At 43.9% G+C, this 25,607-nt stretch carries 24 protein-coding genes; 10 read left to right on the plus strand and 14 right to left on the minus strand.

The window, feature by feature from the left end; all coding sequences use genetic code 11:
* The first annotated feature begins 62 nt into the window (after window positions 1-62).
* Complete coding sequence (locus INP83_RS19070; protein ID WP_219125522.1) at window positions 63-1,127, plus strand: M20 family metallo-hydrolase; 1,065 nt, start codon at window positions 63-65, stop codon at window positions 1,125-1,127.
* Here INP83_RS19070 and INP83_RS19075 read toward each other — a convergent pair whose 3' ends face one another.
* Both INP83_RS19075 and INP83_RS19080 read right to left on the minus strand, forming a co-directional pair.
* Window positions 1,128-1,349 (minus strand): PspC family transcriptional regulator, encoded by a 222-nt coding sequence (locus INP83_RS19075; protein ID WP_146270769.1) that lies wholly within the window; start codon window positions 1,347-1,349, stop codon window positions 1,128-1,130.
* Between the two features lies 1 nt (window position 1,350).
* Window positions 1,351-2,637 (minus strand): DUF2851 family protein, encoded by a 1,287-nt coding sequence (locus tag INP83_RS19080; protein WP_219125523.1) that lies wholly within the window; start codon window positions 2,635-2,637, stop codon window positions 1,351-1,353.
* 331 nt (window positions 2,638-2,968) lie between these two features.
* On the opposite strand from INP83_RS19080, the gene INP83_RS19085 reads away from it, so the two are divergent.
* The gene (locus INP83_RS19085; protein ID WP_219125524.1) at window positions 2,969-4,258 is read left to right on the plus strand and encodes an MFS transporter; all 1,290 of its coding nucleotides are present in this window, start codon (window positions 2,969-2,971) and stop codon (window positions 4,256-4,258) included.
* A 135-nt stretch (window positions 4,259-4,393) separates the two neighbouring features.
* Here the strand turns inward: INP83_RS19085 and INP83_RS19090 are convergent, their stop codons facing one another.
* The 6 genes from INP83_RS19090 to INP83_RS19115 all read right to left on the minus strand — a co-directional run bounded on the left by INP83_RS19090 (window position 4,394) and on the right by INP83_RS19115 (window position 10,856).
* Window positions 4,394-5,080 (minus strand): DUF1345 domain-containing protein, encoded by a 687-nt coding sequence (locus INP83_RS19090; protein ID WP_219125525.1) that lies wholly within the window; start codon window positions 5,078-5,080, stop codon window positions 4,394-4,396.
* A gap of 21 nt (window positions 5,081-5,101) precedes the next feature.
* Window positions 5,102-5,302 (minus strand): YwbE family protein, encoded by a 201-nt coding sequence (locus INP83_RS19095; protein WP_117394332.1) that lies wholly within the window; start codon window positions 5,300-5,302, stop codon window positions 5,102-5,104.
* Window positions 5,303-5,380: 78 nt separating this feature from the next.
* Window positions 5,381-6,715, minus strand: coding sequence for an argininosuccinate lyase (gene argH, locus INP83_RS19100; protein ID WP_219125526.1), 1,335 nt, complete (start codon window positions 6,713-6,715; stop codon window positions 5,381-5,383).
* A gap of 469 nt (window positions 6,716-7,184) precedes the next feature.
* Window positions 7,185-8,096, minus strand: coding sequence for a DUF72 domain-containing protein (locus tag INP83_RS19105; protein WP_219125527.1), 912 nt, complete (start codon window positions 8,094-8,096; stop codon window positions 7,185-7,187).
* 220 nt (window positions 8,097-8,316) lie between these two features.
* Window positions 8,317-9,078: an SDR family oxidoreductase gene (locus tag INP83_RS19110; protein WP_219125528.1), complete on the minus strand. Its 762-nt coding sequence runs from the start codon at window positions 9,076-9,078 to the stop codon at window positions 8,317-8,319.
* A gap of 125 nt (window positions 9,079-9,203) precedes the next feature.
* Complete coding sequence (locus tag INP83_RS19115; RefSeq protein ID WP_255563193.1) at window positions 9,204-10,856, minus strand: gliding motility protein RemB; 1,653 nt, start codon at window positions 10,854-10,856, stop codon at window positions 9,204-9,206.
* A gap of 196 nt (window positions 10,857-11,052) precedes the next feature.
* Here INP83_RS19115 and INP83_RS19120 point away from each other — a divergent pair, with 196 nt between their 5' ends.
* Window positions 11,053-14,076, plus strand: coding sequence for a DUF2723 domain-containing protein (locus tag INP83_RS19120; protein WP_219125529.1), 3,024 nt, complete (start codon window positions 11,053-11,055; stop codon window positions 14,074-14,076).
* A gap of 126 nt (window positions 14,077-14,202) precedes the next feature.
* Here INP83_RS19120 and INP83_RS19125 read toward each other — a convergent pair whose 3' ends face one another.
* Both INP83_RS19125 and INP83_RS19130 read right to left on the minus strand, forming a co-directional pair.
* Window positions 14,203-14,694 (minus strand): isoprenylcysteine carboxyl methyltransferase family protein, encoded by a 492-nt coding sequence (locus INP83_RS19125; RefSeq protein WP_219125530.1) that lies wholly within the window; start codon window positions 14,692-14,694, stop codon window positions 14,203-14,205.
* A 6-nt stretch (window positions 14,695-14,700) separates the two neighbouring features.
* Window positions 14,701-15,759, minus strand: coding sequence for a type III polyketide synthase (locus INP83_RS19130; protein ID WP_219125531.1), 1,059 nt, complete (start codon window positions 15,757-15,759; stop codon window positions 14,701-14,703).
* A gap of 121 nt (window positions 15,760-15,880) precedes the next feature.
* Here INP83_RS19130 and INP83_RS19135 point away from each other — a divergent pair, with 121 nt between their 5' ends.
* Complete coding sequence (locus tag INP83_RS19135; protein WP_219125532.1) at window positions 15,881-16,654, plus strand: Fpg/Nei family DNA glycosylase; 774 nt, start codon at window positions 15,881-15,883, stop codon at window positions 16,652-16,654.
* Between the two features lie 124 nt (window positions 16,655-16,778).
* Window positions 16,779-17,255: a PA2169 family four-helix-bundle protein gene (locus tag INP83_RS19140; RefSeq protein WP_219125533.1), complete on the plus strand. Its 477-nt coding sequence runs from the start codon at window positions 16,779-16,781 to the stop codon at window positions 17,253-17,255.
* A gap of 67 nt (window positions 17,256-17,322) precedes the next feature.
* Here INP83_RS19140 and INP83_RS19145 read toward each other — a convergent pair whose 3' ends face one another.
* Window positions 17,323-17,715: a hypothetical protein gene (locus tag INP83_RS19145; RefSeq protein ID WP_146273373.1), complete on the minus strand. Its 393-nt coding sequence runs from the start codon at window positions 17,713-17,715 to the stop codon at window positions 17,323-17,325.
* Between the two features lie 34 nt (window positions 17,716-17,749).
* The gene (locus INP83_RS19150; protein ID WP_146273374.1) at window positions 17,750-18,382 is read right to left on the minus strand and encodes an HAD family hydrolase; all 633 of its coding nucleotides are present in this window, start codon (window positions 18,380-18,382) and stop codon (window positions 17,750-17,752) included.
* A gap of 102 nt (window positions 18,383-18,484) precedes the next feature.
* On the opposite strand from INP83_RS19150, the gene INP83_RS19155 reads away from it, so the two are divergent.
* From INP83_RS19155 to INP83_RS19165, 3 genes are all read left to right on the plus strand, one after another.
* Complete coding sequence (locus INP83_RS19155) at window positions 18,485-18,724, plus strand: hypothetical protein (protein WP_219125534.1); 240 nt, start codon at window positions 18,485-18,487, stop codon at window positions 18,722-18,724.
* A 249-nt stretch (window positions 18,725-18,973) separates the two neighbouring features.
* Window positions 18,974-19,849, plus strand: a complete 876-nt coding sequence (locus INP83_RS19160; protein WP_219125535.1) for an AraC family transcriptional regulator — start codon at window positions 18,974-18,976, stop codon at window positions 19,847-19,849.
* Entirely contained in the window at window positions 19,846-20,292 is a 447-nt protein-coding gene (locus INP83_RS19165; protein ID WP_255563194.1) for a DUF983 domain-containing protein, read from the plus strand. The genes INP83_RS19160 and INP83_RS19165 overlap by 4 nt, the downstream gene beginning before the upstream one ends.
* Here INP83_RS19165 and INP83_RS19170 read toward each other — a convergent pair.
* Together INP83_RS19170 and INP83_RS19175 are read right to left on the minus strand one after the other, a co-directional pair.
* Complete coding sequence (locus INP83_RS19170) at window positions 20,289-20,657, minus strand: PleD family two-component system response regulator (RefSeq protein ID WP_219125536.1); 369 nt, start codon at window positions 20,655-20,657, stop codon at window positions 20,289-20,291. The two genes, INP83_RS19165 and INP83_RS19170, sit on opposite strands and share 4 nt — an antisense overlap.
* Window positions 20,658-20,719: 62 nt before the next feature.
* Window positions 20,720-23,350 (minus strand): PAS domain S-box protein, encoded by a 2,631-nt coding sequence (locus INP83_RS19175; RefSeq protein ID WP_219125537.1) that lies wholly within the window; start codon window positions 23,348-23,350, stop codon window positions 20,720-20,722.
* A 228-nt stretch (window positions 23,351-23,578) separates the two neighbouring features.
* On the opposite strand from INP83_RS19175, the gene INP83_RS19180 reads away from it, so the two are divergent.
* Window positions 23,579-24,349, plus strand: a complete 771-nt coding sequence (locus INP83_RS19180) for an enoyl-CoA hydratase/isomerase family protein (RefSeq protein WP_219125538.1) — start codon at window positions 23,579-23,581, stop codon at window positions 24,347-24,349.
* 100 nt (window positions 24,350-24,449) lie between these two features.
* Window positions 24,450-25,427: an integrase core domain-containing protein gene (locus INP83_RS19185; RefSeq protein WP_219125539.1), complete on the plus strand. Its 978-nt coding sequence runs from the start codon at window positions 24,450-24,452 to the stop codon at window positions 25,425-25,427.
* Window positions 25,428-25,607 lie beyond the last annotated feature (180 nt).

The following is a 25,607-nucleotide window of genomic DNA, read 5'->3' on the forward strand; positions in this document are numbered from 1 at the left end:
GCTGAGGTTGAACAAAAACCGTAATTTTGCCGTTCATTGTAAGGAGAATTCCTTAGCGTTTTATGGCAGATATTACCACGTTGTCGCAGCAAGCCCTGCAATTATTGCAGCAGCTTATCTCAATACAGTCATTTAGTAAAGAAGAAGATCGTACTGCCGATCTGATAGAGCAAACCCTAAAAACCCACGGTGTAGGAACGCATCGTAAGCTCAACAACATCTGGGCCTGGAACAAGCATTTTGACGCGAGCAAACCAACCATACTGCTCAACTCGCATCATGATACGGTTAAGCCCAATAGCGGTTACACACGCGACCCTTACGACGCCAAAATAGAAGATGGCAAACTTTATGGCTTAGGCAGCAATGATGCCGGTGGTTGCCTGGTATCACTTATCCACGTTTTCCTGTACTACTACAACCGCACCGATCTTAAGTACAACTTTTGCCTGGCTACCACTGCCGAAGAAGAAATTTCAGGTGTTAATGGCCTCGAATTAATCATCCCTGAATTAGGTGAATTGAGCTTCGGCATTGTAGGCGAACCAACGCTGATGGAACTTGCCATTGCCGAGCGTGGCTTAATGGTATTGGATTGTACTTCATTTGGTATAGCAGGCCATGCCGCCCGTGAAGAAGGCGATAACGCCATCTACAAAGCACTGAAAGACATCGAATGGTTCCGGAATTTCCGTTTTCCTAAAGAATCGGAAGTTTTTGGGCCGATAAAAATGTCGGTGACTATTATCAACGCCGGCTCGCAGCATAACGTGGTACCTGCTACTTGCACCTTTACCGTTGATGTTAGGGTAACCGATGCTTACCGTAATGAGGAAGTATTGGAGATCATCCGCCAACATGTAAACTGTGAGGTTCGCCCTCGCAGCATTCGCTTAAAACCGTCATCGATAGATAAAAATCATCCGTTTGTACAAGCTGGTGTAGCATTAGGCCGTAAAACTTATGGTTCTCCAACAACTTCGGACCAGTCTTTATTGGATATCCCAAGTATTAAAGTTGGCCCAGGAGATTCAGCGCGTTCACACTCTGCCGATGAATTTATTTATGTGGATGAGATCGGGGAAGGCATCGAAATGTACATCAAGATGCTTGATGGGATAGTTTAACTACAGATCAATAGCTCGTGTACGTTTACGTTTTACGTAGTTGCGAATATCTAAAACGATGCCGGCGAAGAAGTAAAATACCAGTGGAAACCCTACCGCCAAAAACGACGAGTAAATAAAAAACAATCTTATTTTGGCGATAGATATATTTAAACGCTCGCCAATGTAAGTGCACACCCCAAAAGAGTAGCGCTCAAAAAAGGTGATTATCCGTTGTAGCATATCAGTTTGGCTTTAAAATTTTAATACCAACGCCGCATTGCAGGCATTTCTTGTAATTGCAGTAGCTATTTTTCAGTTCGATCACCGCTTGCGAATCAAATGCCGAGTTGATCTTGATCCCTAAGTTAACAAAATCATCTGTGATATTGTTCTGTTCAGCCGGTATATTTTCGAGCATCTTTAAAGCGCGGCTTACATAATATTGCAACTTCATGTGCTTGCCATAGCTGAAAAGAAAAAGCACAACCGTGTTCAATATTAGCGTATCAACAGAAGCAGCACCCAGGCTTTTTGATGATGCCTTACTTTCCTTACCAAAGCGATAGTGAGTTTCCCAGTATTCATTAACGCTGATATTGCTGAACAACTCGCGCATTTCCTTTACTTCTTTTATCTCTAAAACTTTCGAAAATAAGTGGCTGGACTGCAATACAAGCGCAGCAAATTGCGCCAGCCGTATTGTTGGAAAATTCTGTGGCCGCATTCGTAAGAATTTCCAGAGATGGTTCTCAACGGGCATTAAGTTGTATTTTTTGCGGAGGAAGTTGTACTCACTCTGCAAAGCTTTGGGGTAAGCTTCTTCCAATTCTCCTTCCAGAAATCCTGCCTGCCCGAAGATCAAAGCTACTACCTGCAGGGCGTTGTTCTTGTGCTTGGCCAGTATATTTTGCGGCAACGATTTGGCCAGCAACTCAAAAGGCAGGGCGTTTACTTTGAAACCGAAATTAGCTGCCAAAAATTGGTAAAATGTCTCTTCCCAATCGCCACGGTTTTGTTCGAGCGAGGCAATAACCGCTTCCGACCGCTTTTCCAATCGCTCTACCAGTATCCGCGTTAACCAGTTTTGCATGGTTATACCATCAACTGTGCTGATGCTGCCCTCGCAGGGAATAATACTTTGTTTACCAAAAACCAGGTTGTGATAGCGGTGGTGCAGGTCTGCAGGTATTCGATCTTTAAGTTCAAGCGTAGGCACACGTTTACCGTCAGCACGCATTAAAGGGATATCGTCAGTGTAAACCACGTGTAGTATCACATTATCGTACGCACTATCAGTGGTATGTCCGTGCCGCTGCCAGTCAGATGATGACAAATGCAATTCAGCATTGCCCGCCCAGGTAGTTTCCCCAACCCTGATACGCGCGTTTTGAAAATCAGGACCGGCATTTTTATTGTGCAAACCCACGGATTGTATCTCCAGCTCTTCACCCTCAGTAGTGCGCAGGTTAATGCGGTTAAACAGCCTGAACTGCCATACATAATGCAAAAAATCTTCGGTGAAAAGCATGAGGGAAGATAAGGAAAATGGAATCAGAATTTACAGGATTTTAGAATTTACAAGATAAAAAACACCTCACCAAAGCTTTTTGCTGACAGGAAACAAGAAAAAGTTATAGCGAGAAACCCAACAATACCGAAAAATGCGACATAGCGCAACGTGCGGATTGCAGAGGCAGTGCTACGGCCTAACCATTACAGCGCGTTACCAAGTAGCGACTTTTCTTTGATGACTTTTTGAGAGAAAAGAAAGTTACATCCACTAACGTTCACAAACTCCTTGACATTCCTAACGAAGCACTAACTAATTAACTATCTTCGTCAAAAACCAGTAAAGACTTATGCCAACCACCCCACCAACAACCCAAAGCCGCATCCGCTCTATTATTGGCGGCTCTTTAGGTAACCTGGTTGAGTGGTATGATTGGTACGTGTATTCGGCTTTCTCGCTTTACTTTGCGGGTGCCTTTTTCCCAAAGGGAAGCCAAACTGCGCAGTTGCTAAATACAGCAGGTATTTTTGCGCTCGGATTTTTGATGCGCCCCATAGGCGGCTGGCTGATGGGAACATTTGCCGATAAACACGGCCGTAAAAAAGCGCTTACGTTTTCTGTTTTGATGATGAGCGCCGGATCTTTAGTGATCGCCTTAACACCTACTTATAAGCAAATTAATGTAGCAGCGCCGATCTTATTGGTGCTTGCACGCATGCTGCAGGGTATTAGCGTGGGTGGCGAATATGGCACCAGCGCCACTTACCTAAGCGAAATGGCCGACAAGAAAAACCGCGGCTTTTATTCCAGCTTCCAATATGTCACCCTCATTATGGGGCAACTGCTGGCATTGGGCGTATTGGTGCTGCTGCAGCGCGTTTTCTTGACCGAAGCACAGCTACATAGCTGGGGATGGCGCATACCCTTTGCAATTGGTGCCGCATTGGCCATTATTGTAATGTATCTACGCAGAAGCTTGCAGGAATCTGCAACCTTTGATGGCGAAACTAAAAAGCCCGAATTACGCGGCACGCTAAAAGCACTCAGCCAGCACCCGCGTGAGGTTTTAACCGTGATAGGTTTAACACTTGGCGGTACTGTAGCCTTTTATACCTTTACCACTTACATGCAAAAATTTCTGGTGAATACCAGCGGTTTTGATAAGGGTGATGCAACACTCATTTCTACCCTAACACTCATTGTGTTTATGCTGTTGCAACCGTTGTATGGCTATGTTTCAGACAGGATAGGCCGCAAGCCCATGCTTAAAGCTTTTGGCATATTGGGCGTTTTAACTACTATCCCTATACTCACTTTTTTGAGCAATACCATTAATTTTTGGCTCGCCTTTGGGCTTATCACCTTCGCGTTAATGGTGGTGAGTAATTACACTTCTATTAACGCCGTTGTAAAGGCTGAGCTGTTTCCGGCGCACATCCGTGCTTTAGGGGTGGGCTTCCCCTACGCTATTGCAGTTTCCATTTTTGGTGGTACCGCAGAATACATCGGCCTGCTTTTTAAGAATTACCATCACGAGGAGTGGTTTTACTGGTATGTTACCTTCTGCATCGGTATTTCGTTAGCTGTTTACTGGCTGATGAATGATACAAAGACACACTCTAAGATTGAAGGGGAGTAGAAAAATAATGGCTATGCGATTCGCCGGATGGCGAAGTAACAATCTCATCGGAATAGCATAAAGAACCACCTATGAGATTGCCGCGTCGCTGACGCTCCTCGCAATGACATAAAGAGAAAAGTGCTAATAGCGGTCTTACTTAGATACCAATCCCGATATGACATTAATACTCAAAGCCACTATGGCAGTGTTAAATGCAAAGGATATAAGCCCATGCATCCAGGCCAGGCGGCGGATGCGGCGGGACGAGATCTCAACGTCGGAAACCTGGAACGTCATGCCGATCACGAAGGAAAAGTAAACGAAGTCGAGATAGTCGGGATCTTTCATATCGCCGGGGAAATCGAGTCCGCCAGCTTCTTTACCAGCGCGATCTTTATTATAATACAAGTGAGCATACCTCATGGTAAATATGGTATGAACCAACCACCAGGATATTACCACTGCTACCATGGCTAATATAATGTACGCTGCCGTTGTTTCCTCCGGAACGTCTTTAGATGATCTTAACAACAAGTAAATAGCCACTAAACTAACTAACGACGAGGCGAGCACCACCAAAAAAATCAGTGTGCGACTGGAATCTTCCAGACTGGCAATTTTTCTGATCTCGCGCGGGTGAGCCCCCAAAATAATCACCCAATCCAGTATAATAATGCTGGTTGCAATGCCTATCCAGGTAATTAAGGTGATCTCTGGAACCGACTTGAGATGCCTCGATAAGAAAAACGCGACCACACCTACCGCTAAGGAAATAATTAAGCGATAATGCGCATCTACACGGAAAATGATCTGTTTGTTGGGCTTGGTGCGGGTTACCATCTGGCTGATATGTGGCCTAATTTAATCTTCTTCAACGATATTGGCAACACGGCCAACCTGCCCATCTTCTAAACGTACCTTTATACCGCGCGAGTGATAGGTTGCACTGGTAAGCAGGTCTTTCACCACGCCGCGGGTAAGCTTGCCGCTGCGCTGGTCTTTTTTAAGGATGATGTCAACCTCCAGTCCGGGATATATGTCTGCTCTGTTGCGTCCGTGCATTTGCTGTGGGATTACACTGATTTTTATGATGATTTCACCGTTTTTCTAACCTAAGACTTCCTGATTCAGGCTCTTGACTTAACGAACCAACCAACTTATCGCATCCTCAACTTTTTTAAAGTCGAAGCTGTTGATCACTTTATCCATGGCTGCACTTATCTGCTCATTCTGCAGGTTGCCAATGCTGCCTTCGTGCGTATGTGCCACGGTTTTCTCAGGATCAAAGTTTCCCTGCTCTATATCCAAACCTATCTGCTTGTATGCATCTCTGAAAGGTGTACCATTCAACACTGCCTTATTAACCTCTTCCACGCTGAACAGGTAAGCATATTTGGGATCATCCAGAATATTTTTATTGACTGTGATATTTTGGAGTATGAAGTTAGCCATTTGCAGGCAATCCATCAGATCTGTAAACGCAGGGAAAAGCAGCTCTTTGAGCAATTGCAATTCACGGTGATAGCCTGACGGTAGATTGGTTGTCATCATTGCAACATCGTTTGGCAGAGCCTGCAGGCGGTTGCATTTGCCACGCATAATTTCCCAAACGTCAGGATTTTTTTTGTGCGGCATAATGCTGCTGCCGGTGGTCAAATGCTCGGGGTAACTCACAAAAGCAAAGTTCTGGCTTAAATACAAGCATTGATCCATTGCCATTTTTGCCAAAGTAGCAGCTATTGAAGACAGTGCCTGCGCAATGATCCGCTCTGTTTTACCACGCCCCATTTGGGCATACACTACATTATGGGCCATACTGTCGAAACCGAGCAACTCGGTGGTCAGGGTGCGGTTTAGCGGGAACGATGACCCGTAACCTGCTGCCGAACCAAGCGGATTTTTATTGGTGATTTTCCAGGCGGCTAAAACCATCTCCAGATCATCGACCAGGCTTTCGGCATAAGCGCCAAACCACAGCCCAAACGATGACGGCATGGCCACCTGCAAATGTGTATAGCCGGGCAGCAGAACATCTTTATGCTCCTCGCTTAGCTGTATCAGTTGTCTGAACAAACTATCCGTTTCGTTTACAACCTGCTGTAGCTGATGGCGAAAAAACAGTTTAAGATCCACCAGGACCTGGTCGTTACGTGAGCGGCCGCTGTGGATCTTTTTGCCAGCCTCGCCAATGCGGCGGGTAAGCAGCAATTCTACCTGTGAATGTACGTCCTCAACGTCATCTTCAATTGCAAAATCTCCTTCTTGTACCTCGTTGTAGATCACCTTAAGTTCGCGTTGTACAAGGGCAAGATCATCATTGTTAAGCAACCCGATCGATGCCAGCATGCGGGTGTGAGCCAATGAGCCTAAAGCGTCAAAAGCCGCCATCTGGTTATCCAGTTCACGGTCTCTGCCCACGGTAAAGCTCTCAACTAATTTATCAACATTGGTGGTTTTTTGCCAAAGTTTGCTCATGCTGCAAATATAGAATTAAATGCGGTTACCATAATTGCGAATCTAAGCAACGTAAAGGTTCTTTCGGCGATAGTAGCTATCAGCCAATTAGTTCTTCGTTAGCAATGGAAGTGAGTTGCATTTACGCCAGTGGATGTTACTTTCTTTTTTTCCGCAAAAAGGAAAGTAACCAAAGAAAACCGAGCCCAAGCGAGCTCATTGATACCAATCTAATAAACAAAATATCAATAAAACTCGCTGCTACGGTAACGCGCTACAATGTTTGTGCTGTAGCAATGCCTGTACTATCCGCACGTTACACTATGCAGCATTTTGTTCGGCGGCGTTTTGTCTGTGCTTTTGTTATTCCAAATCTGTCATGCTGAACGCATGTGAAGCATCTTATCTGCGACTTGTATAAAGTTTAGCAAATTCTTCATTATCACTCAGAATGATGGCGTTTTTAGTTATAAACATAACCCTTTGATTTTCAACCAAACAACCCCTTATCAATAAATTTAGGCCTTGGGATGTTTACATTAAGACGTTCGTTCATTTTCTTTATTACGTAATCAGCCAGTTCGGGTGAGTAGCGTTCATCGTGCTGGTGCATAAAGAACCAAACTGATTGCAAGCCTTGTTCTTTCCATTGAGCTATACGGTCTACCCATTCATCGCAACGGCTATAATCTGTTGTATGTAAACTGTTACCCACAAAACGAATGAATGCATGGGGCGTTGAAAGCATCATGTGCACGCAATCGCGGCGGCCGCTGGCATCGGTAATGATGGAGCCAATGTTCAACCTCCTGAACAGATTAAAAACTGCCTCTCGGTTTTCAGGTACAGCATACCAGTCTTTGTGACGAAGCTCTACATATACGGGCACATCAGTAGGCAAATGCTCCAGGTAAGCTGTTAATTCCGGCAGGCTTTTAGGACTAAAGTTATCGCTCAGTTGCAGAAACATAGGCCCAAGCTTTTCCTCAAAAGCCATAACGCCCTCGTAGTAGGCGGTGGTAATATCATCTGCATTTTTTAACCTGCGGATGTGGCTGATGCTTTGCGAAAATTTTGGACAAAACTTAAAATCAGGATTTGAATCTGCCTTGTTTTTCCACTTAGAGATGGTATCCGGCCCGTAAGTTTGATAAAAGGTAGCGTTCAGTTCAATACAGTTGAAATGCTTAACATATTCATCTAAAAAATTGGCATCCTTTGTTTTGGGCGGATAGATCTGGCCCACCCACTCTTTACGGCCCCATTTGGCGCAGCCTACATGCACTTGCAAAGGCTGTGAGCTATCGGCGCGGGCGAATGTTTCGGTAGTAAACGCCGGATCGGGAGGTAAAGAGAAATCGATATTCGCAAGTTCGTGCTCGGGTACGCGGCCAAATTCCATATCCAAATATTTAGGCCGAAAGATAGTAAACAAAAAAGAGATGGCCCGTAGTTGAACCATCTCTTTTATTTTATCCAGCCTCTTCCCCACCCCTCTCCAGATGAGAGTGGCTTTAAATATCAATTGTCATGCTGAACGTAGTGAAGTATCTAATCGCCGCCGCCTAACGTATAATAGATTCTTCGCTCCGCTCAGAATAACAAATGCTGAGAGGGGGCTCTTACAAAAACATCCCTCCCGATGCTTCGATGCGCTGCGCGTTTATCCAGCGGGCATCCTCGGTGCATAAAAATGCAATTACGCCGCCAATATCGTCTGGTACCCCGGGGCGACCTAAAGCTGTGATAGACGAGATAAATTCGTGCATTTGCGGGTGGCTATCGAAGGCTTTTTTGGTAAAGTCGGTTTCAACGATACCCGGTGCTACCATATTTGCAGCTATGCCGCGGCTACCCAACTCTTTAGCCAGATATTTAGTAAATACCTCTATAGCACCTTTCATGGATGCGTAGGCAGCGTAACCGGGCGTTGCAAAGCGCGTTAAACCGGTTGATAAGTTAATGATACGGCCACCGTCGGCTATGTTATTCAGCAAAGTTTGAGTAAGGAAGTAAACCCCTTTAAAGTGCACATTGAAAAGGTTATCAAAATCTTCTTCAGTAGTTTGTGCAAAAGGTGATGCTGCATCTATACCAGCGTTGTTCACCAGGAAATCGAAACTATCACGTCCCCAGGTATCCTGCAGAGTTTTTACCAACTGATCTTTGAAGCCGGCAAATGTAGATGCTTTACCTGTGTCCAATTGAAGCGCAGCGGCTGTTTGGCCTGCGGCCTGTATCTGGTTTACAACTTCTTCTGCTTCTTCTTTTTTGCTACGGTAGGTAATGATCACATCAATACCTTTTGACGCTACTTTAAGTGCGGCGTTTTTACCAAGGCCCCTGCTTCCGCCTGTTATCAATGCAATTTTGTTTGTGCTCATGTTTGTTATGTGTTTTAATACAATACAAAAGTGAGCACAAATCGTTGCTAAAAAATGGTGACAGGTACAGATAAAATGGTGAACACTACAGTATTTTATTACCGGATAGCCCTTGTCAAACCAGATTAAAAATCGTGATACAGGTTTCTGAAGCTGCTTTTAATACCGAATGTAAGCATCGTGGTCTTTTTATCTGTTTGCACATTTTTCTCCTGGCGGTACAAAGCCCCTAATTCAAAACGAAGGTTGTACTTAGGGTTTAACAAATAAGAGACTGTTCCTTCAGCATAGTATAAGTTAGTATTCAGTCCCTGGCCGATATTAGTGCTGTTTACGGTAGGTACAAGTGGTTTGGTAACATCGCGTCCGGCATTGTCAGCGGCAGTGGCATCCAGTCCGTATTTGGCGTACATCAACTGGCCCTGAAAATCAAAGCGTTTATAAGTATAGTTCATCAAGCCTACAACCTCACGGAAGTTTGCGCTAAGCGGATCACCGAGCGGTTGGCTGTAGAAAGTATATGCACTGATTACCTGCGGGCTGGAGTAAGTGTAAGGCTTAACCGCATCGTACTCCACAAGATAGTTTAAATCCTTTACGCCGAATATATCGGCACCTCTTACACCCAACTGCACACCACCTGTGTTCTTAACATTATTGTTTGCAGCATCTACGGATTTTGTACGATCGAACAGCAACTGGCCATACACTGCATGTTTATCAAATATCTTGTATTTGCCGGTAAAGCCAACCAATGCATTGCCGGGTTGTGATGATGGCCCAAGGCTGCTTGAGAATAAAATCGGGTTAACAAAGTTTACATCAAACCCGCGGCGGTTACCCTGGTCATCCGCTTCGGGGGCTATGTACCCGTTAAAGAAACCAAATGACAGGCTATTATTTACATTGTAATCTAAATAGTGAAAAACACCCCATTTGCGGCGGTTGCTGCCAAAGGTATCAAACTTCGGCAGGGTAAGATCCTGCAGATAGGTCCACATCATCATATACTGAAATTTGCCCACGTTGGCGGTTAAACGCAACAGAGGATAATTGGCGGCGAAATCTGATAACAATATTGAGCGATAACCGTCACCTATAAAGGTTTTATCCTGCCCTAAAGTGATGTTTAACTGCTGTATTGGTGTATAGGAGATAATTGCCGTTGCGTAAGAAAAATCGCGGTAAGATTTTGATAGATTACGATCATATGCCTGACCGGGTACAAAACCTTTCTTACTCACATAGTCAGTATAGTAAGCCGGGAAGGCTGCCTGATTCTCATATCCACTGGTGTAAAAAGAAAACTTTTTACCAACCGTACCACCTAATTGGAAACCACGTGTATTAGTACCTATGCGAGATGTAAAACCGAACCCAAGAGGCTTAAATAATATAGGCTGCTTGTTGGTTTCAGAAAAATCGTGACCAATTGTATTGTCCTGCAAATAATCGGCATAGAATGTCCAATCTTTGTTTCTGATATCCAGTAGATGTTCGTTAAATACTTTTCTTAAGAACCAACTTCTACGACTGCTATCCACACCCATTTGCATCAGCTGATTGTAGCGGTTGCTGATGGTGCTATCTATCAAAAACGGCCTTAGCGATGTATGCATGCTACTGCTTTTGGAATAGATATCCGCATTAAATTTTTGATAGAACTGATATGACTGCGGCAGATATACCGATTGTGCCTTGCCTGTTAAGGCAGTAAACATAATACCTGCGCAAAATGCTATGCTTTTACCTGCAAGCTTTAAGTAGTTGTTTTGCATACGCAACAAATTAAGCGTTATTTATTGTAACATTAAAATTTATACTCGTAGAGAGCCACGATATTTCAGGATTATAGAAACCACAAACAACACCTACATGGTTAAATTCTGTTAAAATTGTTAAACCATGTTAGCATTAAGTTAAAACAAGGCATTATTTATTGATATTTGCCGCAGCTAAACTTTACTGTGGCGCATGCAATACACAAAACTTAACAACTTACTTGGCTGGCTATGCTTTTTAATAGCTACCACCACCTTTATCCTTACTTTAGAACCGTCCGTAAGCTTTTGGGACTGCGGAGAATTTATATCATGCGCTTACCGTTTGCAGGTATCGCATCAGCCGGGCTATCCGCTGTTTGCCATGCTGGGCAAAGTATTTTCGCTGCTATCCATGGGCGATAATACCAAGGTGCCATTTTATACCAACTCCATGGCTGCCATTGCCAGCGGTGCTACCGTAATGTTCCTGTTCTGGACCATTACCGCACTTGCCAAAAAACTGCTTGTTGGCCGCGAAAAGGATTTTGGTAATGCACAAACCACGGTGATAATGGGCGCTGGTTTGGTAGGCGCTTTGGCTTTTACTTTTACCGATACTTTTTGGTTCTCGGCGGTAGAGACCATCGTATTTGCGCTATCTATACTTTGCATTGCAGTTGTTTTTTGGGCAATATTGAAATGGGATGCCCACGCTGATGAGCCCGGTGCCGATAAATGGCTGGTTTTTATAGCCTACGTAATGGGTTTATCCATCGGTATACACCTGCTTAACCTGTTAACCATACCGGCAATTGCTTTGGTGTATTACTTTAGGCGATATAAAAACGCCACGGCATGGAGCGCTTTCCTGGCGTTTTTAACGGGTATTGTAATACTTGGCTTCGTGCAATACGGCATCAGAGGTTATACAATCAAATTTGCAGCTTTTTTTGATCTGTATTTTGTGAACTCGCTTGGAATGGGCTTTGGCAGCGGGGCTATCGTATTCTTCCTTTTATTGATAGGTGTTATCGTGTTCGGCATTGTTTACAGCATCCGCAAAAATAAACCGGTGTTAAACCTGGCATTTTTGTGCATTGCGTTCATCTATCTTGGTTACGGCTCATTTGCCTATATCCCTATCAGGGCTACAGCAAATACCAATTTGAATAACTCGCATCCCGATAATGCTTTTACACTTTATGGCTATCTTAACCGCATCCAGTATGGCGAAAACCCGCTACTTTACGGTCAGTACTTTGATGCGCAGGTAACAGACCAGGTAGAAGGCAGTACCATCTACCAAAAAGGCGAAAAAAAATACGAAGTAGCCGGCAAAACCTTGAGCTACAAGTATGACCATAATACCATACTCCCGCGGATGTACAGCACAGACCCCGGCGACCAGGGATTTTACCGTGGCTGGGGACAGATACCCGAGGGACAAGCACCTACTTTTGCCGATAACATGAAATGGATGTTTAGCTGGCAGATATACCAGATGTATTTCCGCTATTTCCTGTGGAACTACGCAGGCCGTTACAGCGATGTTGACGGGCAGCAAAGCACCGAAAGCATTGATGGCAACTGGACTACCGGTATTTTTGACAGCGGTAAACATCTTCCACAAAATGTAACCAGCAACCCATCTTACACACCGTTGTACGGCATCCCGTTAATTTTGGGTTTAATAGGTTTGGTTTACCACGTTGAACGCCGCAAACGCGATGCGCTGGTTGTGGTGTTGCTTTGGTTTTTTACCGGCCTGGCCGTTGTATTTTACGTGAACCAGCCCTCAGTGCAGCCACGCGAGCGCGATTATTCTTATGTAGGATCGTTCTACGCATTTGCGATATGGATAGGCCTATCAGTAATTGCGCTTACGGATGGTATCCGTAAAAAGGTAGATGTTAAAAAAGCTGCTTACATTGCTACCGCAGTTTGCTTGCTTATTGCACCTGTGTTAATGGCTAAGCAAGAGTGGCGCGGTCATGACCGCTCTACCAAAATGACGGCGCATGATATGGCTTATAACTATCTTATATCTTGCCCGCCCAACGCTATTTTGTTCACCTATGGCGATAATGATACTTACTCGTTATGGTACGACCAGGAAGTTGAGGGCATAAGACCAGATGTACGCATTGTGAACCTAAGCCTGTTTAGCGGCGCCTGGTACATCCGCCAGATGCAGCGGCCTATGAACGCCTCTGCTCCGCTGCCCATTACCATGCCATATAACAAATATAAGGATGGTGTGCGCGATGTGATCTATTACAGCGATGGCGGTATCAAGGGTGCTGTGGAATTAAAAGAGATATTTGATTTTATCACATCTGACGATAAAAGCATGCAGGGCCAGAGCCAGGGAGGCGAATATGTGAACTACCTGCCAACCAAAGACTTTAAACTTACCATTAATGCCGATGATGTAATTAAAAACAAAGTGATATCTCCGGCGCAAAAAGCTCAACTGGCTGATACACTCGAGTGGAAATACACATCAAACTACATCACCAAAGATGATCTCGCGGTAATAGACATCCTGGCGCACAACAACTGGAAACGCCCTATTTGCTTTGCAACTACTGTAGGCACAAACAATTTGATGGGCTTGCAGCAATACCTGTATAAAGAAGGCTTTACCTACCGATTATTGCCGTTAAAAGCTGATACAGCTAATCACGATCAGTTAAGCAAGGTGAATGCCGATGTGATGTATGATAACGTGATGAACAAATTTAAGTTCGGCAAGTTTAAGACCGCGCGATACCTTGATCCCGAATCAACCGGCATGTTCTATCCGGTTCTTACGACTACCTTTCTTGATCTGGCTACTACGCTTTATAACAACGGCCAAAACGATAAAGCACTTAAAGTGCTGCACAAGTTTGATAATGAGTTGCCTGATGACCTGTATCCGTTTATAGACCTGGCAGGCCGTAAAATGTACCTCGCGCAGATGGCCTATAACCTGGGTGATAACAAGTTGGGTAACAAAATGGCTGTAAACATTGATAAATACTTGATGGACCAGTTCGGTTATTTTTACCACCTGTTACAAAGTGATGCGCAACGTGTGCCTTTGCGCGATGTACAGATAGGAATGCAAGTGCTTAATCATTTGGTTGAAAACACCGAGAAAGCACATCAAATTGATCTGCACAACAAACTAAATGCACAGCTACAGGATTACAGCAAGAAGTTTGCGCCTTTAATGGGTGCAGGCCAATAGCAGTTTATAAAAATCTGCGATCAGTTCAGACTGAGAATATAACTTTAGTCATGGTGAGCTTGTCGAACCACCTGTCATTGTAAAAGGTCTTCGACAAGCTCAGACTGACCCTACTTCTTGAAAGCATTAAGATGCCAATGCTTCATTTTCTTTTCTTATCCTTACGGTAAGCATTGCTGCGTTAAGCAAACTGAATATGAAACAGGTGTAATACAAACCAAAGGCAAGCGGTATAACCGCTATCTCAATAACCACAATGATGTAGTTGGGGTGCTTAATATACTTGTAGATCCCTGTTGCCACTGGCGGCGTACCAGGCACTCGGTAAATTCGGGTATTCCAGTAAGTGCCTAAATTGGCTATCACTATGGCCTTTAAGCAACAAAGCAATACAAATAATGCTATGAAATAGTAATTTGCAAAAACTTCATGACGCAGGTTATATTCCACTATCAGGCTGATGATAAAAAGCGTATGCATGGTAACCATATAAGGGTAATGATCGCGGCCGTATTCAACAGCGCCATGTTGCAGTAACCATTTTTCGTTGCGTGATGATACATACAGTTCTGAAAGGCGCTGGCATATCAAAAATGCAATAAAGATGTAGAAAGTCATTTCCGCTTAGTTTTTCATATCCAATAAAAGCATTTCGCTGCTAAAACCAGGCCCCATTGCCAGCATCAGCCCTAAGCCATCAACAAAACCTTGTTTTAAAAAGCGTTCTAACACATATAGAACTGTTACGCTGCTCATATTGCCATTTTCTGTCATAACATTGCGCGTATTAGCAAGCTGTGCTTCATCAATATGAAGTGCGCCCATGTAGGCTTCCAACACTTTGCGCCCTCCGGGATGGAAAATAAAGTTGCTGATGTCGCTTAATTGCACGCCCTGTTTTTTCAAAAACTGATCTATATCATCTTTAATGTATTTGTTGATTATAGTAGGGATATCTTTAGAAAAAACAACCTTAAAGCCATCGTCCCTAAAATCCCAACCCATCACATCAAGCGCATCATAATACAATTTACTGCTGTTGGCTTTCACAGTCAACTGTTTATTGTCTTTGTCATGATTATCGCCAGTTATAATGCAAGCGGCAATACCATCAGAAAAAAGGCTCGAGCCTATAAAGTTGCTTTTACTGTAATCATTTTTAATAAGCGTTAGCGAACAAAGTTCAACTGCCACTAATAACACTACGGCATCGGGGTTGGCTTTGGCTATAGCAGCGGCCCTGGCAACACCCGCAACCCCTCCTGCGCAACCTAAACCCCATACGGGCAAACGGTTAATATGCTCGGGCAACCGCATGTTGTTAATGATGAGGGCATCGATGCTTGGTGTGGCAAGGCCGGTTGTGGATACAAAAATGATATCCGTGAGCTGGTCTTTACTTACGCCTGCTTCCTCAAGGGCTTGTTCTGTTGCCTGTATGGAATATTGCAGTGCAATATCAATATAATCGTTGTTGCGCTGTTCAAAAGTATTGCTTTCGCCATACCATTCAATTGGCTTCACAAAATTACGGGTAATGATACCGGTGTTGTCAAAGGCCTGCAACAAGCGGTCGGCGTGTTCAACATTGCCGGCAAATAAGGCGCGGGCCTGTCCCTTTACGTCTTGCTGGGGAACTTTAAAGGGTAAATTGACGCCCGAAACGGCTTTAATATGAGGCATGTTATTTTTTTAAGGTGATTTCTACAAAGAGATACGTTTAATAACCACCTTTGGTTGACAACATTTGATAGATTGCCGTGTTTTATTTTTATACCACCACCAAATAGTAAAAAAAACCAAAATGCCGGAGCTACCCGATCTTGAAGTATTTAGCCACAACCTGCAAAAGAAACTAAAAGGTAAAATCCTTAAACAGATAACCATGCACACCGCTAAGCTAAACGTTAGCAAGCAGGAATTACAGGACGCTTTAGCAGGTAAAAAACTTACATCTGTTTATCGTGAGGGCAAAGAACTTTATTTTGAATTCGATAAGCAAACAATCCTTGCTATGCACCTGATGCTGCACGGTAAGCTATTTTTCTTTACCGGGAAAAGTGACCAAAAATACAGCATCGCTGAATTGCTTTTTGAAGACGGAGATGGACTTGTGTTAACTGACTTCCAAAAAGCTGCCAACCTCACCCTCAATCCCGAAGAAAAACAGGCACCAGATGCTTTATCAAAAGAGGCCAATGCTGATTATCTTAAAAATATCCTGGCTAAAAAGAAAACCAATATCAAAACCGTTTTACTGGATCAAAAGATCATTCGCGGCATTGGCAATGCCTATGCTGATGAAATATTGTGGGATGCCGGGATATCGCCATTTTCGGTAGCTAATAAAATACCTGATGACAAGATAAAGGCATTGATCAAGTCAGTACACTCGGTACTTACTGATGCGCAAAAACAGATCATCAAACACGATCCGGATATTATTGCCGGTGAAGTGCGAGATTTTATGCTTATCCACAATTCAAAAAAGAAGGCCAGCCCTAAAGGGGCGGAAATAAAGATCGATGCAGGCAGCCGAAAAACTTATTATACCGATGAGCAGCAATTATTTAGTTGATATACAACTATTTACAACTGCCTGTTAGCGAAAATTTTAGGCGCAACGCGCTCCGCTTATTTTCTGCAAAATTAAAACATTTAACCCAAGCCCCATGTTGGTATTGTAACAATTACAAAATAACATGGGAACATTACAACACATAGAACACCAGATATCAGCGCTTAATGACCTGATAAAAATAAACAACGACCGTATTGCGGGCTACCAAAAAGCTTTGGAAGGCACAGACGACAGCGGTTTAAAAACTGTTTTTGAAGGCTACATTGACCAAAGCAAAGGCTATGTTAATGAGCTTAACGATTACATTCATGCGCTGGGAGGATCACCTGCCGACGGTACAACACTTTCCGGCAAATTTTACCATACCTGGATGGACGTGAAATCTGCATTTACAAAAAAAGACAGCCACTCTGTGCTGGCTGATTGCGAATACGGGGAAGATGTGGCCAAGAGCGCTTATCGCAAGGCGTTGGATGATAAAGAACTTATATGGGAAGATGATAAAGTGGTTAGCCTGCTAAACAACCACATGAGTGGACTTAAGATAGCCCATGATGCCATAAAGGCCTTGCGCGATTCAGCGAAACAAGAAGCTTAAGGAAATCGAATGCAACAAGAAAGCCCGTGCAAATTGCATGGGCTTTCTTGTTTGATAACCATATGTTTTATGGTGCCGTAGGTGTTACCGGCGTGGCAGACATTACGCTATCCACAACAAATGTACTTACGCCCCTCCATGGCAGGGTATGCAAATATTCCTTGTAATGCAGTTCTAACATCGCACCGGCGCTCCTATTCAACTTATCGGCTACCTTTTCATCGGTAACAGAGAACATAAACTCGTTTGATGAAATATTGCCCTGTGTTTGCGAACGGATACCGCTTTGTATCAACCTGCCTTCGTAGGTTTTAAATAGGTAACCTTTTTTCACAAAATAGTTCATGGTGCCTGCTTTGGTACCTTCGCCAAATACAAAATAGTACCTGTAATAAAATATGCCACCGAGTACTACTATAAGCACTAAAGTAATAATGGTGATAATGCGTTTCCTGTTCATGTGTTATGTGTTTACAGCCTAACACACAGCAGCATTATAAGTTTACAAAATATTGAACCAACGAGGTAAAATCATCAAATTTCAGGTCGTAATCGTCCGTTGTGCCGAAACCGTAGCTCACAAACACGAAGGGTATTCCTGCCAAACGGCTCTGTTCACCATCGCCAGCAGTATCACCAACATAAACCGGATTTTGTAAACCGTGCTTATCCATCAGCAATTTGATGTTATGGTTTTTTGGCATGAAGTTTACGCCGTGGGCAAGCTCATCTTTTATCAGATCATCAATACCGGCCCAATCAATAAACTGGCGAATGATGCCTTTTGCGCAATTGCTGAGTATAAATAAAGGGTAATGTTCTGCCAGTTGCTTTAAACCCTCGCGCACGCCGGGGTACAAAATGCCGCCTTTCTCGCGAATGAGATTGTGGCGTCTGTCATTAACAGTGCTGTAAATGGCAACGCGCTTATCATGGTCAAACTCGGGCATCAGTATCTCTATCACTTTCTTGCCTTCCATACCCACCATACCGGCCAAAACATCACGGGTGATGGTCTTATCGATCCCCATCTCGTTAAAAACAAGGTTCCATGAATATGCATAGGTGTCAACGGCATCCCACAAGGTGCCGTCCATATCAAAAATTAGGCTATCGGGTTTCTGCATGGACGTGAAAGTAAGAAGATTTTTGGAATGGTGGACTTCTGTACGGAGAGTAAATTTTTAATCAATTCTTCGTTAGGAAAGGCAGTAGATCGTTGATCGGTGGTGGAAGTTACTTTCTTTTTTTCCGCAAAAAAGAAAGTAACCAAAGAAAAAACTCGCTGCTACGGTAACGCGTTACAAAGTTTCTTCTTTAGCAATACCTGTGCTATCCGCACGTTACACTATGCAGCATTTTTCGGTTACGTTCTGTTTTTACTATTCCTTTTATTTTATTTGTCAGCAATAAAGCTTCCGGCGAAGCGGGCAGAACAATGGTGGCCTTGCGCAGCAGCAAAAGCATAGCAATACTTGCGTGAAGCGGGCGGTATGAGCGAACAAGGTAGCGGCAAGATTTTGCAGCCAGTGGTTCTGCTGGCTTGCAGGGCAAAGGCAATATGCGTAGAGAAGCCTCTTTGCTGACTTGATCTTTGATTACTTTGTATCAAGACAAAGTAATCAAAAGCTATGGCACTATTCAATTATCAGTAAATAGTACCATAACAACAGCAATCAGTACCATTGCCTTAGGTAATAGTTCAATATCTTTGTGGTATGAATAAGGCGTTCCCGATTTATGACATTTATTCGTTGGCTGATCATCAGCATAATGATTTGTTGATAAGCCGTTTTGCGCCTTACCTTGTTAAACATCAAAACTTAACTCTGCCGCATAAACACACATTTTATCACGTAGTACTTTTTACAAAAGGCGGCGGCAAACACTCTATCGATTTTAAGTACTTTGAAATAAAGTCCTACCAGATCTATTTCATGGCACCCGGACAAGTACACCGATGGGACTTTGAGGGTGAGGTTGATGGTTATATCATCAATTTTTCGCCGGAGCTGTTTCAGTCGTTCTTACTTCGGCCTGATTATCTCGAAGGTTTTACGTTTTTTAGTGGCAATGTTGATGACGAGGTGATAAATCTGAGCAACACAACCGGCAAAGAGCTTGCAGCTTTATTTGAGAAATTGCTGGAAGAAGCAGATAGGACCAACCGCCCTGATCTTGATATGGTAAGGGCATTGATGCTGCAGTTATTTATTACGGTTGCCCGCGAGGGTTTAAAAGAAGAACACACCGGCGCACCTAACTACAATTATACACTGCTGCAGGGATTTAGAAAACTGGTTGATAAAAACTTTACAACCCTGCGGCTACCCAAAGATTATGCTGCACTCTTATACATTACGCCTAATCACCTGAATGCGCTATGTAACGATATGATCGGAATTTCTGCAGGTGAACTGATACGCAACCGGGTGATATTAGAAGCTAAACGCCTGTTGGTGAACCACAGCATGAACATAAACGAGATAGCCGGCAAACTCAACTTTGCTGATAATTCTTACTTCAGCAAATTCTTTAAAAAATATACCGGCTTTAACCCCGAAGACTTTAGAAAAAACCCCGTAGCACAATGAAAATCAACGATAAAGAGCCCAACGGGTATGTACCAATGATGGTAGGCCTGGTAAAAGCCAAATGCCCGCGTTGTCGCCGTGGCGACATATTTGCCTCACCTACTTATAGCTTTAGCGGACAAAAAATGCATGACCGTTGCTCACATTGCAACCTGTATTATGAGCGCGAACCCGGTTACTGGTATGTGGCCATGTTTGTTAGCTACGCTTTAAACGTTGCAGAGATGGTGACCTTTGCAGTTGGCCTGCATACCCTTACCGGCTCAAACTCGCCATGGTTGTATGTGTGTGTGTTACTGGGTGTGATATTTATACTTTCGCCGTTTAATTACCGGTATTCAAGGGTTATTTTGTTGTACTGGTTAACTCCTGGTTTGCATTACGAACCCGGGCGTGCTTTAGATAAGCCCGTTCAAACCCAACAAGATCGAAATGATAATTAAAGATTTACAAAGCTGCCTATCTTGTGCAGCAGATTGTCCATTTCAAAAGGTTTCGCTATAAAGTCATCGGCACCGGCATCAAGGGCACTTTGCTCAATGTCTTTACTGGCAGATATCATAATTACCGGGATATTTTTGGTTGAAGGCAACGATTTAAGTTTACGGCAAATGTCTCGCCCGTCATCGCCGCTCATCCATATATCAAGCAGAAACAGATCGGGTAGTTCTTCGCGTATATTAAGCACTGTTGAGCCATCAACGGTACTACTAACTTCGTAACCCTCAAACTCAAGAAGCATCTGAACAGCATCTACGATCCCCGGATCGTCATCGGCTATCATAATTCGTTTCGGTCTCTCGCTCATTTTCAGTCCCCTCACTTTTTTGATCTAAAAAGTGAAGGCTGGTTTAACTGTGATCAAATTATTTAGTTTTCGGTTACCACATCTTTGATAACAGGAAGTGAGAAGCAAAAAACAGACCCTTTTTCTTCTTCGCTTTCAACCCACATTTTTCCTCCTTCGCGGCGAATAATTTCGTTGGAAATGTACAATCCCAGCCCCAATCCGGGGAATGTGTGCTGGTTACTTCCGCCTACACGGTAAAACTGTTCAAAAACCTTTTCGAGCTTCTCCTTCGGTATTCCAATTCCAAAATCTTGTACAGTTACAATTACACTATCTTCTTCGCGTCGGGTACCGATAACTACCCTGTTGGCATGCGGCGAATACTTGATAGCGTTGGTTATCAGGTTGGTTAGTACTTGGCCAATTCGTTCTTTATCAGAATAAACCTGCCCGGCTTCCTCAAAATCCATCACCAAAATATGCCGGTTAGTGGTGTGCTGTATATCCTGCACAGTGTCTTGTACAACGGCATTAACATCAAACCATGTTTTGTTGAACAGTATCTTTCCGGAGTTAATTTTGGTAACATCCAGCAGGTCACCTATTAAATTGGTTAGGCGGTTCAACTGGGCATCCATCTTCATCACCATGCCCGCCTTTTTATCCTCACCCTCCTGGGTTAGCATTGCGCCAAGCACTTGTGCATAAGCCTTTACGCTGGTTACCGGTGTTTTCAATTCGTGACTGGCTATCCCAAGAAAATCATCCTTTTGGCGGGCCAGCTGCTTTTGCTCATCAATATCGGTATTGGTACCAAACCATTTCACTATCGCGCCGTCATCTGTAAAAGGCAGCGCACGCGACAAGTGCCAGCGATACTCACCTGCGCTGTTCAATAAGCGAAACTCACACTCAAATAGTTCATTAGTTGCCAAAGCTTGCAGCCATTGGGTGCTGCAACGCTCCCTATCTTCCGGATGCACCAACTGCAGCCATTTATTACCAAAGATCTCCTCAACAGGTAAGCCGAAGTAATGTTTGGTTTGGCGGTTCACATAATCGAGCATGCCGCCGGTATCAAACGTCCACAGCTGGGCGGGCATAAAATCGGTAACAAAAGCAAACTGGCTTATTTGGTCATTCAGTTCATTGTTCTTTTCCTGGAGCGCTATATCTATTTTGGTTTTCTCCGTAACATCTGTACACGAACCAACGTAGCCCGTGAATTTGCCACCAGCATCATACTGTGGGTTCCCGATGGCAATAAACCAGCGGATCTCACCATCATTGCGCTGCATCCTAAAATCTATATCATATACCCGCTGCTTGTTAAGGTCGTGTATAAATTTGCGTGCCGCACGCCCCCTATCTTCTTCTACAATAGCATTTAGCCAACCGGTGCCCAGGGTTTCTTCAATGGATTGGCCTGTCCAATCTGCCCAGGTTTTATTAACATAGGTTATTAATCCTTCGGCATCAGCGATCCACAGGGCAGTAGGCGATGCACTGGTTAACTTTTGCAGTAATTGTTCACTTTGTATCAACGCAACTTTATCGGCCAGTTCGCGCCTCAGATCACGTGCTATTGTTGCACGCCCGCGAGGTGCACCATACGTATCAAATATCATGATGGAGGTAACTTGCACCGGGATAGCCTCGCCAGTAACAAAATGCCTGAAGGTTACACGCCCGCTCCATTTACCACCTTCCAAAAGCGTGGGATTTATTTCTTCATTTAAACGCCTTGCATCATCAGGCATTAAAAACTGCGAATTGTGTGCAACCTTATTACCTTTACCTAACCCCAGCATTGCCTTACCAGAGGCGTTAACATAAGTGACGTTGCCTGATGGCTCTGAGAGACTGATAAAATCTGAAGTGTTATCTATCAACGTAATAAGGCGTCGTTGCTCATCCCGCTCGTTAATTTCCGACCCGATATCAAGCGCGGTACCTGCGAAACGGATGCAGTTACCATTCTCATTAAAATAAGCTTTACCCTTACAACGCAGCCAGCGCGTAATTTTGTCTTCGGCCCCAATTGTTCTGAATTCGATATCGTACCTTCCTTCGCCATCTGGTTTTAGCGCCTGTTGCACAGCCTCGTCAACCAAAGCCTGGTCGTCCGGATGAATATGTTTTAACAGATCGTTGTAATTGATCTCGTCATTTTTTGAAAAGCCAAACAGCTGCTTACACCTGTCATCCCACTTTACGGTATTATTTTGCGGATCAAAGTCCCATGTACCAAAACCTGCCGAATCTAAGGCAAATTGGATGCGCTCTTCGGTATCTGCCAGTTTCTGGCGTGTAAGCACCAACTCCGTAACGTCTGATGCTGTATTTAATATGCCCCAAACCTTACCTTGCTCATCTTTTAAAGGCTGATAGTTAAAGTTGAAATAAAATGTTTTTAGCTCGCCATCTATAAACAGAAATACTTTCTCTGCATTAGCTTCGTAAGGTATACCCGTTGCAAAAACATTTTTCAGGATGCCCACAAAAGGCTGGTTTTCCATTTCAGGAAGCGCTTGCAGAAAAGTTTTGCCTAAAACCGATTCATCTTTGCCCCAAACTTTTAGTATAGACTTATTTACCAGTTGAATAACAAGCTCCGGACCTACATACAGCCCCACGGGAGATGGCGATTCTTCTATAAGCGTACGGAAAATATTTTCGTTCGCAGGTAAATTCAGGTAGTTGTAATCCATCACAGTTTGCGCAGTTAAATGTCCGGGAAGGGAAAATTCAAAGAGAGATACTGCTTAAAACACAATAATAACTTTTAAAGTTGGTTTTTACAATCCATGGTTGTTTTAAAACTATAAAGAATAATTTTTAAGTTAACTATTATGTCTACTGCATTTCTTATTTAAACATAAGAGTTGTCTTTTGCGTGCGGCAATGCTATATTGGCACATATCTACCAAATAAGAACCATGAACACTAATGATAACGGTACAGTGAGCTTTAATGTTACCGATGAAGGTATAGCTACCATCAGTTTCTTTCATCCGTCGCAAAATTCGCTTCCATCCTATTTACTTAAGCAATTGGCTTATGCTGTAGAACAAGCCGGCCGTAACGCTTCCGTGCGGGTTATTGTGCTGCAAAGCGGTGGCGAACGCACGTTTTGTGCAGGTGCAAGTTTTGACGAACTATTTGAGATAAAAGATAAAAATACGGGTGCATCTTTCTTCTCCGGATTTGCCAATGTTATCAATGCCTGCCGCACTTGCGGCAAAATCATTATAGCACGTGTACAGGGTAAAGCCGTTGGCGGCGGCGTGGGATTAGCGGCGGCTGCGGATTACTGCCTGGCAACAGAAAGCGCATCCATTAAATTAAGCGAACTGGCAATAGGTATCGGCCCATTTGTAATATCGCCGGTTGTTATCCGCAAGGTAGGGTTAGCTGCATTTTCACAGCTTACCATCCGCGCAAGCGATTTCCAGACAGCACACTGGGCCTTAGAAAAAGGTTTGTTTAACGAAGTTTATGACGATATACCATCACTCAACGAAGCTGTATTATCGCTGAGCCGTAAGCTGGCATCCTATAACCCGGGTGCGCTTGCAGGCTTAAAGCAAATACTTTGGGAGGGTACCGAGAATTGGGACCAACTGCTTGCCGAACGCGCAGCTATCAGCGGGGAATTGGTGCTTTCCGAATTTACCCAGCAGGCGTTGAATGGCTTTTTGAAGAAGTGATGAGGGAGTTGGAGATTAAATAGTAAACGATAGTGTCATTGCTGTAAAGGTCAATTAATTCGGTAACAGAATTAGCTTTAAAGAATAAAGCAATATTGTTATGCGGAACATTAATAATGACCTTACGTTAAAGCGGAATTATCTGAGCAAATACCGTTTTCTGATCAGCGAATACGAGCAGGTCAAACGCAGGGAACATCCTGTTTATCGCTTTGCCAGGGATTTCTATTTGGCCCATGATACCGATGCCCGAGCGTTTTTGAAATACTACAATCTATTCAAACAATCAGGCAATGAGCTTGATCTGCTTCCGCAGAAGCGCGGGCCGAAGTACGGCAGTCGCAGGCCTTCGCCGGTTGAGGAACAGCAAGTGCTCGAATTGCGGGATAAAGGCTGCAATAAGTTCGAGATCAACAGCCAGCTCAGGCAGAAATCCAATACCTTTACACCATCGCCATCAGGTATTTACAATATTCTGAAGCGCAATGGGCGTAACCGTTTAAAACCGGTTGACAGGGAAATCAAACAAAAGATCGTCAAGGAGCGCATGGGCCAGTTAGGACATATCGATTGCCATCATTTAAGTAAAAGCGTTATACGCGGACAAAACAGAAAACTGTACCTGCTTTGCGTACTGGATGACTACAGCCGCCTGGCATGGGCACAGGTGATGACAGATATCACAGCACTCACTACGATGTTCACCGCGATGCATTGCATGCAGGCGCTCAAACGGGAGTTCGGCATCCAGATGGAGGAGATCATTGCAGACAACGGACCGGAGTTCGGAACGGCTACCAGCATGAACAAGCATAACCACCCCTTTGAGCGTATGCTGGTCGAAACAGGTATCAAAAGAAGATATATGAAACCCTACCGGCCGCAAACTAACGGCAAGGTTGAACGCTTCTGGCGGACGCTCAAAGAGGACTTGATCGAAGATACAGACTTCGATAGCCTCCAGGAGCTGGAAGATGAACTGCTTAAATACCTCGTGTACTATAACTGGGAAAGACCTCATCAGGGTATCGGTGGAAAGAAACCTATTGATATGGCTACCCTAAACAACAAAAAATAATACCTGATTCTGTTACCGAATTACCTAACCCTTACAATTGCGAGATTTCGGATGCACATCGGATTCGCGGCAATCTCATCGTTGGCAGACGAACGCGAAGAGATTGCCGCGTCGTTCCTCCCCGCATGACATTTAAAACCCAAAAGCGCCTTTTCTATCCAGAAAAGGCGCTTTCGATGT

It is taken from the genome of Mucilaginibacter sp. 21P (genome assembly GCF_019331605.1).
GTDB classification, from domain to species: domain Bacteria; phylum Bacteroidota; class Bacteroidia; order Sphingobacteriales; family Sphingobacteriaceae; genus Mucilaginibacter; species Mucilaginibacter achroorhodeus.